Origin of the sequence: Streptomyces viridosporus, from assembly GCF_002078235.1 — a bacterium.
Lineage (GTDB): Bacteria > Actinomycetota > Actinomycetes > Streptomycetales > Streptomycetaceae > Streptomyces > Streptomyces viridosporus.
Genome location: NZ_MSGP01000456.1, coordinates 1 through 8,672, shown reverse-complemented (window position 1 = coordinate 8,672; position 8,672 = coordinate 1). Strand labels below are relative to the sequence as shown.

Sequence of the window (8,672 nt, the reverse complement as noted above, 5' to 3'; positions counted from 1 at the left end):
GCCTTCGCGGGGGGCGTTGCGGGCTGCTGTGCGCTGTCGGTAGAGGTCATGGGCCGACTCTACGTCCGCCGCCGCGCCGTTCCCGGCCCGCGTGAGCCCCGTCACGGCAGCGCCCGCCGTTGTCCCCGGGTCGGGCGAATCCGGGGCGAACGCCGGTGGGGAGAGGCACGGTTGGGGCAGGATGCGGCTCCATGGACGCGGTACGGGTCGCACTGCTGCGGGAAGTGCTCGCCGGGACGGAGTGGCTGGGTGCCACCCGGCACTTCGCGGGGACGCTGCGCGGGTCGGTGGTGTCGCACGGCGGCGGGCTGCTGCTGGTGGGCACCCGGGAGTACGAGCCGTGGCACCTGGCGGCGCACCTGGTGGACGAGGCCGCCTGGTCGGGCACGCCGGAGCTGGCCCCGACGCTGGTGCGGCACGACGCGCGCCCCTCGGATCCGGCCCACCTGGCGGTGGGCCTGGGGCGGCTGGAGGCGGTGCGGCGGGGCGAGACCCTGCTGGTGGTGGCGCCCGAGGAGCCGACCGCCCCGCTGCTCGAACGGGTCTTCGACGCCCGCCGGGCCGGGGCGACACTGCTGTCCCTCGGCCCCGGCGACGGCGAGCTCCCGGCGATGGTCCACGAGACGCTCTCCGTCCCGGACGGCTGCGAGCTGGACCTGGACACCGTGCAGCACCTGGTGAGCGCGGCGGTCGGCGAGAACGCCCTGCCGCCCCGCAGGGGGCGCCGCCGCTTCCGGGACCGCCTGTCGAGGCTGGCCGACCTGCTGACGGCACCCCCGCCGACGCGTTGGTAGCCCTCGGGCGTCCCGGTCGCGCCGGCGCGGGATCAGTCGCCGTCCCGGTCGCGTCGGCGCGGGGTCAGTCGTCGTCCCGTTCGCCCGCGGGGGCGTCGTGCCACCTGGGGTCGTTCTCCCACTGGAGGTTGCGCTCGCGGGCCGTCTCCATGGCCTGTTCGGCCTCGGGGCGGCTCGCGTACGGACCGAAGCGGTCCTTGTTGGGGCAGTCCGGGCCCTCCTCGACCTTCTTGTGCTCCAGGCAGTAGTACCACTCGCCCGGCTTTCCGACCGTCCGCTTCTTGAACAGGGGCATGTCCGGCTCCTCTCACCACGGAAGATGGTCCCCCGTCGTCGCTGAATTAGACTCGCCGACATGTCTGGCCAGTCGCTGCTCGTCCCGGGGGAGCTGTCCCCCACCCGTTCCGTGCCCGGGAACATCCGCCGTCCCGAGTACGTCGGCAAGCCCGCCCCGACGCCGTACACCGGTCCGGAGGTGCAGACGCCCGAGACGATCGAGGCGATGCGGACCGCCGGGCGGATCGCGGCGCAGGCGATGGCCGAGGCCGCGAAGCTCATCGCCCCCGGCGTGACCACCGACGAGCTGGACCGGGTGGCGCACGAGTTCATGTGCGACCACGGCGCCTACCCCTCGACGCTCGGCTACCGCGGTTTCCCCAAGTCGCTGTGCACCTCCGTCAACGAGGTGATCTGCCACGGCATCCCGGACTCGACGGTGCTGCGCGACGGCGACATCGTCAACCTGGACGTGACGGCGTACATCGGCGGGGTGCACGGCGACAACAACGCCACGTACCTGGTGGGCGACGTGGACGAGGAGAGCCGGCTGCTGGTGGAGCGCACCCGCGAGGCGCTGAACCGGGCGATCAAGGCGGTCAGGCCGGGCCGACAGATCAACGTCATCGGCCGGGTCATCGAGTCGTACGCGAAGCGCTTCGGCTACGGCGTGGTGCGGGACTTCACCGGCCACGGCATCAACAGCGCGTTCCACTCGGGCCTGATCGTCCCGCACTACGACAGCCCGCACGCGACGACGGTCATGCAGCCGGGGATGACGTTCACCATCGAGCCGATGCTGACGCTCGGGACCCACGAGTACGACATGTGGGACGACGGGTGGACGGTCGTGACCAAGGACCGCAGGCGCACGGCCCAGTTCGAGCACACGCTGGTGGTGACGGACACGGGCGCCGACATCCTGACCCTGCCCTGACGCTCCCCCGCCCCCTCGGCCCGCCCTCTTCGGATCTCCTCCGGAGGGCGGGCTTTCTTCTGCTCCGGAAGGGGTAGGAGGTCCCCCGGGTTTTCCCGACAGCCTGTCGGCAAGGCATTGACTTAGGTAAGCCTAACCATAGAAGATCTGGACCCATGGACTCCTTCTCGACCCTCATCCGCACCGCCTCGCACGAGCAGCACGTGGAAGCGGAGACCTCGACCTTCATGAGCGACCTGCTGGGCGGCCGACTGGGCGTGGACGCGTACGCGCGCTACACCGAGCAGCTGTGGTTCGTCTACGAGGCACTGGAGTCCGCCACCCAGCGGCTGGCGTCGGACCCCGTGGCCGGGCCCTTCGTCCGGCCGGAGCTGTTCCGGCTGGCCGCGCTGGAGCGGGACCTGGCGCACCTGCGCGGCCCCGACTGGCGCTCGACCCTCACCGCCCTGCCCGCCACGCGGGCCTACGCCGAGCGGGTCACCGAGTGCGCGCGGGACTGGCCGGCCGGTTACATAGCCCACCACTACACCCGCTACCTGGGCGACCTGTCCGGCGGACAGATCATCCGCGACAGGGCGGAGAAGACCTGGGGCTTCACCAAGAAGGGCGACGGGGTCCGCTTCTACGTCTTCGAGGAGATCCCCAACCCGGCCGCCTTCAAGCGCGGCTACCGGGAGCTGCTGGACGCGGTCGCGGTGGACGACCTGGAGAAGCAGCGGATCGTGGCCGAGTGCAAGCGGGCGTTCGCCCTGAACACGAGCGTCTTCCGGGGGCTGGGCGAGGAGTTCCCGCTGTCGGCGTAGCCCCTCCCGGAAGCGGCCCGCCTCCTCGGCGACCGGTGCGTCCCCGCCGGCGACGCACCGCCGGGCCGGGGAAGCCGGCACCGCCGCCGCCCGGAGGGCCTCCGGCGCGTCTACGCGGAGGGCCGGGCCCCCGACGACTCGGTCTCCACCTCGTCCCAGCTCCCACCGGCGGTCACGGCGGGCGACCGGGTCAGGCCCACGATGCCCGCGGCCATGAGCGCGACGCCCGCGGCTTCGGGCAGCAGCCGCCAGCCCAGCGCGATGCTCTCCCCGAAGAGCAGGACGCCGAGCGCGACGCTGATCAGGGCGTCGCCCAAGGTCAGGGCCGGCTGGGAGGCGGACAGGCTGCCGGCCCGCAACGTCCACTGGAGGAGCAGGACGGCCAGCAGGCCGACGGCGGCAGCGGCATAGGTGTGCCAGGTGGTGAGGACCCCGGGGACCCCCTCCGGAAAACGCCCGGTCACCTCCTTGACGAGCGCGGCGGTGAGGGCGAAGCAGGCGGCGGTCGCGGTGCCCAGCGTGGTGGCCTGCAGGGGACCGCGCAGCCGCGGGGCGACGGCCAGCAGGGCGGCGACACAGCACGCCAGCACGCCGCCGACGGCGAGCCAGCGCCAGTCGCCGGCCCGGTCACCGCCCTGCGAGGGGGACGCGCTGAGCAGGAAGAGCGCCAGACCGCCGGCGAGCATCGCGAAGGATGCCCACATCCCGGCGCCGGGCCGGCGGCGGAACACCGCCGCGCCGATGAGCAGGGTGAACAGCAGTTCGCTCGCCAGCAGGGGCTGCACCACCGCCAACTGCCCGGTGCCCAGGGCGACGACCTGGAAGACCGCGGACAGCAGCATGGCCGTCGCTCCGGCCCACCAGTACGGATGGCTCACGATTCCCGCGAGGCGGGCCGCGACCGCTCTGGGACTGCGGCCGGAGACCTCGGCCGGTTCGACGGCGGCACGGCGCTGCAGCACCGACGCCGCCGCGTTGAACAGCGCGGACAACAGGGCCATCACGACGGTGAGTGCGTTCATGCGGATGCCTGTCGTTCACGGGTCCCGGCGGACGCCCCCGCGGACGCGGCGGTCGCGCGGAGGGCGGTGGGGCGAACACAGACGTATCCGCCGTGCCCGGGGATAAACATCCACTTGGCGGCTGTGCGGACGGGGAGGACCGGCCGATGCCTGTGGGTGACCGGGACCGCGGACACCTGTTTCCCACCGTTCGATGCGAGGTACTCATGGCGCACATGTGCCGTTGCCGGTGTCCCCGCCTTCTGGCCCGTCACCTCTCGTCCCCCGTCCCCGTGCCCGGGCGGCGCGCTGCCGCCGTGCCGCTGCGACGCCTGCCGTGAGCCGCCTGCTGGTGGTCTCCGCGAGCATGGGGTCGGGCCATGACGCGGCGGCCGACGAGCTGGCCCGGCGTCTGCGGGCGACCGGGCACGAGGCCGTGCGCAGGGACGTGCTGGAGCTGCTGCCCGCCGGCGTCGGGGCCGGGCTGCGCGGCTTCTACCGTTCGGCGGTGCGGCACGCGCCCCTGGTGTACGCGGGCATCTACGCCGCTTTCTTCCGTGCCGACGGCGGCGGGCGGCCGGGCACCGCGCCGCTCGCGGTGCTCGCCGAGAACCGGCTGCGTGCGGAGGTGGCGGACGGACGCGCCGACGCGGTCGTCGCCGTCTTCCACCTCGCCGCCCAGCTGACCGGGCGGATGCGGGCCCGCGGGCGGCTCGGGGTGCCCAGCGCGGTGGTCGTCACCGACTTCGCCGTGCACCGGCAGTGGCTGCACCGGGGCAACGACCTCTACCTGTGCCTCACCCCGGAGATCGCCCGGGACGTGGCGCACCGCCTGGGCCGGCCGGCCACCGCGTGCGGTCCGCTGCTGCCGGGCCGCTTCCGTCCGCACCCGGCAGGCGAGCGGCACTGGCGGCAGCGGCTCACGACCGGCGACGGGGGCCGACCCGTGTTGTTGTCCACGGGTGCGTGGGGGGTCGGAAGCCACCTCGACGCGACGGCCCGCCTGCTGTCCGGCGCCGGCTACCTGCCGGTCGTCCCGTGCGGGCGGAACGAGCGGTTGCGCCGACTGCTGTCGAAGGCGCCGGGCACGCTCGCCCTGGGCTGGGTGGACGACATGGCGGGTCTGCTCGCGGCCTGCTGCGCGGTGGTCGACAACGCCGCGGGGCAGACGGCGCTCGAAGCGCTCGCCGTCGGCGTCCCGGTCGTCGGGTACCGTCCGATCCCCGGTCACGGTGTGGAGGGGGTGCGCCGGATGGCGGCGCTCGGCCTGACCGAGTACGCGGCCGACCCGTCGCAGCTGGTGCGGTTCCTGGACCGCGTCGCTTCGGGCGCCCCGGCACCCGGCCGCCGGCCCGCCGCCGACCGCCGCCTCTTCCGGGGCGACGCCGTGACCCCGCTGGAGTCGCTGGCCGCCCGAGGAAGGATCTGAGGCCCCGGTGGCGCCGCAAGCCCCGAGACCCCCCGGTGGAGCCCGAAGCCGGGGCCCCCGCTGGTGCCCGAAGCGGATGCCCGGCCGCGTCGCCCCCGGACCGCCACCGCTCAGCGGACGACGTCGCCGTCGCCCGGCCGCGGATCCGCGGCAGCCGCCCCGCCGCCACCGGGTGCCGGGCGCGCGATGCCGTGCTCGCGGAGCGGCCCGACCGTCAGGTCCGCCGCGCGGCAGGCGCCCACCAGGAGGGGGAGCGCCGCCAGGGCGGCCTGCCAGCAGCCCGGTTGCGCGTGGCGGTCGGTGTCGTGCAGGACCACCGTGCCGCCGCCGCGCAGGTCCGGCAGGACGGTGGCGGCCACGGACTCGGCCGTGGCCCGCGCGGTCCAGTCGCGGCCCCAGGCCGTCCACAGGACGGGGCGCAGCCCGGTGCGGCGTGCGGCCAGCAGCCGGTCGCCGGTCAGGATGCCGTACGGGGGCCTGTACCAGTCGGGGGCGGTGCCGGACACCTCCGTCACCGCGTGCGCGGCTCGCGCCAGTCGCCGGACCTCCCTGGCCGGCGCCGGCTGCCAGGGCCGGTCGTGCGTCCAGCCGTGGACGGCCAGCTCGTGGCCGCGCCGGACGATCTCGCGACTCAGTTCCCGGTGGCACAGCGCCCGCTCGCCCAGGACGAAGAACGTGGAACGGACCCCCAGCTCGTCGAGCGCGGTCAGGAAGGCGGGCGTGGAACGGGGATCGGGCCCGTCGTCGAACGTGAGCGCCACGTGATCGGGTCTCCCCGCACCGGCCAGGGCCGGCAGCCAGGTGCGCCGCGGGCCGGCGAGCCAGGTCGCGGCCGGGAGGACATGGGCCGCGGCGACGCACGCCGACACGGCGGCGACAGCCGTACCGATCGACCGTCCCTGCATGTCCGTCTCCCGTCACGTGCTGAAACGCCGGCCTCGGGCGCGGCGTACGGCAGCTCCCGGTCCTCCCTTCAGCCGAAGCGGGCCGCCAGGCTCCGGCACACGGAGGGCGCGAGGGCGCGCACGCCGACCGGCACACGGAGCCAGGCGGGCACGAAGACCTCCCGGCGTTCCCGGCGGAGGGCCTCGACGACCTCGGCGGCCACACGTTCGGGCAGGATCGGGCGCGGGGCCGCCGTGCGTCCCGAGCCGGCCTCCTCGCGTGGTGTGCTTCGGCGCGGCTCGGGCCGCCGCCGGCCGACGGCGGACCGTGCTCTTTCCGGCCCGGCCCCCTCGCCTCGCATCCGTGTGTTCCGCCATGCCGGTGACGAACGTGGGGTAGCCGGAACCCTCCTCTTTCAAACCTTCCACGGAAACCGGCGGTTTTCGGACGCCCGAGGATGTTGCCGCCGGGCCGTCGTCGACCGCGTCCCGTCGCCGGTGGGTGGCGGCGGACGCCGCGCACGGCTCCGGCACGGGCCGACGGCGCTCAGCGCTCCAGGTACACCCGTCCGCCGATCTCCGTCCACCCCTCCGGCTGGGGGGCCGTCAGGATCTGGGAGCCCGTGCCCTGGGTGATGTTCAGGGCACGCCCCAGGCGGTCGGTGAGCAGCAGGGCCGCGGCGCCCGTCGCCTCGTCCTCCTCGATGCCGTCGTCGCGGCCGGGGAAGGCGCGGGCGCGGATCCGGCCCGCCGGCTCGTCCAGCCAGGCCCACGCGTAGATCCACTCCCCCTTCGGCGGCACGGGCAGGTCGTCCACCTCGGCGGCGGTGGCGTACTGGCGCAGGGTGCGCGGCGGCACCCACTCCGCCCGTGCCTCGATCCAGCAGAACTCCCCGTCCTGCCGGGCACCCATCACCCCCGCGGGGACAACCAGTTCGGGCACGTCGAGCAGCCAGGCCGTGCCGACGCAGGGGTGGCCGGCGAAGGGCAGGCGCAGGGTGGGCGTGTAGATGTCGATCACCCCGCGCTCGGGGTCGTCGACGAACACGGTCTCGCTGAAGCCGAGTTTCGCGGCGAACTCCTGCCGCTCGTCCCGTTCGGGCATCACGGAGCCGTTGCGGACGACGCCGAGTTCGTTGCCGTACCCGCCACGGGGGCCGCAGAAGACGCGCAGCACGTCGTAGTCAGTCACGGAGGCATTCAAGCACCGCGCGGGCGACGGTCCGTCCCGGGCCGCCGGGGCACCGGCCCCCCGCACCCGCCCCGGACTCCGGCTCCCCGGCGTACGGCAGGCCGGTCGTCCGCTTCGACGACGGCCCGGAGGACCAGGTCGGCCCCATGGAGTCCGAGATGCGGGGAGCCACGATCGGGCCGGGCGGGAAGGCCTACGCGGGCATGCTCCTCTTCCGGATCGGTGCGCCGACCGAAGCCGTGGAGAAGGTGACCGTCGGTCTCCAGGGCGGCGTCTTTGACGCCGATGCGGACAGCGGGCCGATCGAGGCCCCGCTGCCCGGCGACGCGCCCTTCCTGAACATCGACGACAACCCCCTGGTCTCGTACTGGAACGTCAGCCGCGACAAGGCCGAGGAGTACATGTTCGAGGCCGCCGGCGGCAACTGACCCCCGGCCAGGGGGAACGAGGAGGAAGAGGGGTGCCCCTCGGTGAGGAGCACCCCCTTCGAACCGCGGCGACGCGCAGGCGTTCCCGGGGTCACTCGGCCGCCGTGCGCCTCCTGCGCATCGCGAGGACGACGCCCGCGCCCGCGGCCACCGCCACGCCGGCCGCCGTGCCGAGGGCGGCGACCGGGACGTCCGAGCCGGTGCTGGCGAGGCCGCCGGTCAGGTCGCCGGTGGTGGAGCCGATGCCGCCGGTCGTGGAACCGGTCGTGCCCGTGCCGCCCGCCGTGCCGGAACCGGTGTCGCCGCCGGAGCCGCCCGTGCCGCCTGTGCCGCCCGTTCCGCCCGTTCCGCCCGTTCCGCCCGTTCCGCCCGTTCCGCCGGGCAGGTTCGCGTCGGCGGTCAGGGCCACCGAGAGGTCGACGGGGTCGAGTGCCGTGCCGGCGCTGTAGAAGTCGCCGAAGGCCTTCGCACCGGCCGCGGTGAGGGTCGCGGTGACGTCGTCGAGGGTGATGACGTCGTTCTTCGCGGTCAGGTCGGACGACTTGGCCCTCAGGTCGGCCAGGACCACGTCCCGCGTGCTCTCGCCGAGCTTGGTGACGTCGGCGGAGAGCTTGCCGGTGCCGCCGTCGAGGGTCACCTCGAGGTCGGTCAGGGTGAGGTCGAGACCGTGCGTGCCGTTCTCCTCGTGGCCCTTGAAGTTCACCGTGCCCTCGAAGGCGGCCTTCAGGGTGTCGGCGTCGGTGTCGTACGTGCCGGTCGCGTCGGGGAACGTGAAGGCGCCGTTGCCGGAGGCCTGTGTCGCGCCGTCCGACGCGGTGACCCTGCCCTGGGCGACCGGGCCGACCACATAGGTGCGGAAGGACTGCTTCACGCCCCAGCCGAGGGTGCCGTCGGCGATCTCGCCCCGGGTGGCGGGGGCGGTGGCCGG

The 8,672-nt window shown here is 74.5% G+C and carries 11 protein-coding genes; 5 read left to right on the top strand and 6 right to left on the bottom strand.

Features of this window, described 5'->3' with window-relative positions; genetic code table 11:
- Positions 1-191: 191 nt before the first annotated feature.
- A complete protein-coding gene (locus B7L92_RS28900; RefSeq protein ID WP_081240328.1) occupies positions 192-794 on the top strand; it encodes a hypothetical protein in 603 nt (200 codons plus the stop codon).
- 64 nt (positions 795-858) lie between these two features.
- Here B7L92_RS28900 and B7L92_RS28895 read toward each other — a convergent pair whose 3' ends face one another.
- Positions 859-1,089: a hypothetical protein gene (locus B7L92_RS28895; RefSeq protein ID WP_081240327.1), complete on the bottom strand. Its 231-nt coding sequence runs from the start codon at positions 1,087-1,089 to the stop codon at positions 859-861.
- A 60-nt stretch (positions 1,090-1,149) separates the two neighbouring features.
- On the opposite strand from B7L92_RS28895, the gene map reads away from it, so the two are divergent.
- Positions 1,150-2,007, top strand: a complete 858-nt coding sequence (gene map, locus B7L92_RS28890; protein WP_081240326.1) for a type I methionyl aminopeptidase — start codon at positions 1,150-1,152, stop codon at positions 2,005-2,007.
- Between the two features lie 155 nt (positions 2,008-2,162).
- Entirely contained in the window at positions 2,163-2,810 is a 648-nt protein-coding gene (locus tag B7L92_RS28885) for a biliverdin-producing heme oxygenase (protein ID WP_081240325.1), read from the top strand.
- Positions 2,811-2,920: 110 nt separating this feature from the next.
- On the opposite strand, the gene B7L92_RS28880 is transcribed toward B7L92_RS28885, so the two are convergent.
- Positions 2,921-3,832, bottom strand: coding sequence for a DMT family transporter (locus B7L92_RS28880; RefSeq protein ID WP_081240324.1), 912 nt, complete (start codon positions 3,830-3,832; stop codon positions 2,921-2,923).
- A 346-nt stretch (positions 3,833-4,178) separates the two neighbouring features.
- Here B7L92_RS28880 and B7L92_RS28875 point away from each other — a divergent pair, with 346 nt between their 5' ends.
- Positions 4,179-5,240 carry an MGDG synthase family glycosyltransferase gene (locus tag B7L92_RS28875; RefSeq protein ID WP_081240330.1) on the top strand — a complete coding sequence of 354 codons (1,062 nt, stop codon included), beginning with the start codon at positions 4,179-4,181 and terminating at the stop codon, positions 5,238-5,240.
- 110 nt (positions 5,241-5,350) lie between these two features.
- On the opposite strand, the gene B7L92_RS28870 is transcribed toward B7L92_RS28875, so the two are convergent.
- The 3 genes from B7L92_RS28870 to B7L92_RS28860 form a co-directional block, all read right to left on the bottom strand.
- The gene (locus B7L92_RS28870; RefSeq protein ID WP_081240323.1) at positions 5,351-6,145 is read right to left on the bottom strand and encodes a polysaccharide deacetylase family protein; all 795 of its coding nucleotides are present in this window, start codon (positions 6,143-6,145) and stop codon (positions 5,351-5,353) included.
- A 68-nt stretch (positions 6,146-6,213) separates the two neighbouring features.
- The gene (locus B7L92_RS28865; protein WP_255311192.1) at positions 6,214-6,348 is read right to left on the bottom strand and encodes a hypothetical protein; all 135 of its coding nucleotides are present in this window, start codon (positions 6,346-6,348) and stop codon (positions 6,214-6,216) included.
- A 323-nt stretch (positions 6,349-6,671) separates the two neighbouring features.
- Positions 6,672-7,316 carry a PhzF family phenazine biosynthesis protein gene (locus B7L92_RS28860; RefSeq protein WP_081240322.1) on the bottom strand — a complete coding sequence of 215 codons (645 nt, stop codon included), beginning with the start codon at positions 7,314-7,316 and terminating at the stop codon, positions 6,672-6,674.
- A 146-nt stretch (positions 7,317-7,462) separates the two neighbouring features.
- On the opposite strand from B7L92_RS28860, the gene B7L92_RS28855 reads away from it, so the two are divergent.
- Positions 7,463-7,744, top strand: a complete 282-nt coding sequence (locus B7L92_RS28855; RefSeq protein ID WP_081240321.1) for a hypothetical protein — start codon at positions 7,463-7,465, stop codon at positions 7,742-7,744.
- 91 nt (positions 7,745-7,835) lie between these two features.
- Here B7L92_RS28855 and B7L92_RS28850 read toward each other — a convergent pair.
- Positions 7,836-8,672, bottom strand: an 837-nt coding sequence (locus tag B7L92_RS28850; RefSeq protein WP_170102255.1) for an HtaA domain-containing protein, incomplete at its 5' end; no start/stop codon positions are given.

Excerpts from the sequence above, each read along its gene's own strand:
- B7L92_RS28900 (WP_081240328.1), top strand. The coding sequence starts at position 192 with ATGGACGCGGTACGGGTCGCACTGCTGCGGGAAGTGCTCGCCGGGACG.
- B7L92_RS28895 (WP_081240327.1), bottom strand. The coding sequence starts at position 1,089 with ATGCCCCTGTTCAAGAAGCGGACGGTCGGAAAGCCGGGCGAGTGGTAC.
- map (WP_081240326.1), top strand. The coding sequence starts at position 1,150 with ATGTCTGGCCAGTCGCTGCTCGTCCCGGGGGAGCTGTCCCCCACCCGT.
- B7L92_RS28885 (WP_081240325.1), top strand. The coding sequence starts at position 2,163 with ATGGACTCCTTCTCGACCCTCATCCGCACCGCCTCGCACGAGCAGCAC.
- B7L92_RS28880 (WP_081240324.1), bottom strand. The coding sequence starts at position 3,832 with ATGAACGCACTCACCGTCGTGATGGCCCTGTTGTCCGCGCTGTTCAAC.
- B7L92_RS28875 (WP_081240330.1), top strand. The coding sequence starts at position 4,179 with ATGGGGTCGGGCCATGACGCGGCGGCCGACGAGCTGGCCCGGCGTCTG.
- B7L92_RS28870 (WP_081240323.1), bottom strand. The coding sequence starts at position 6,145 with ATGCAGGGACGGTCGATCGGTACGGCTGTCGCCGCCGTGTCGGCGTGC.
- B7L92_RS28855 (WP_081240321.1), top strand. The coding sequence starts at position 7,463 with ATGGAGTCCGAGATGCGGGGAGCCACGATCGGGCCGGGCGGGAAGGCC.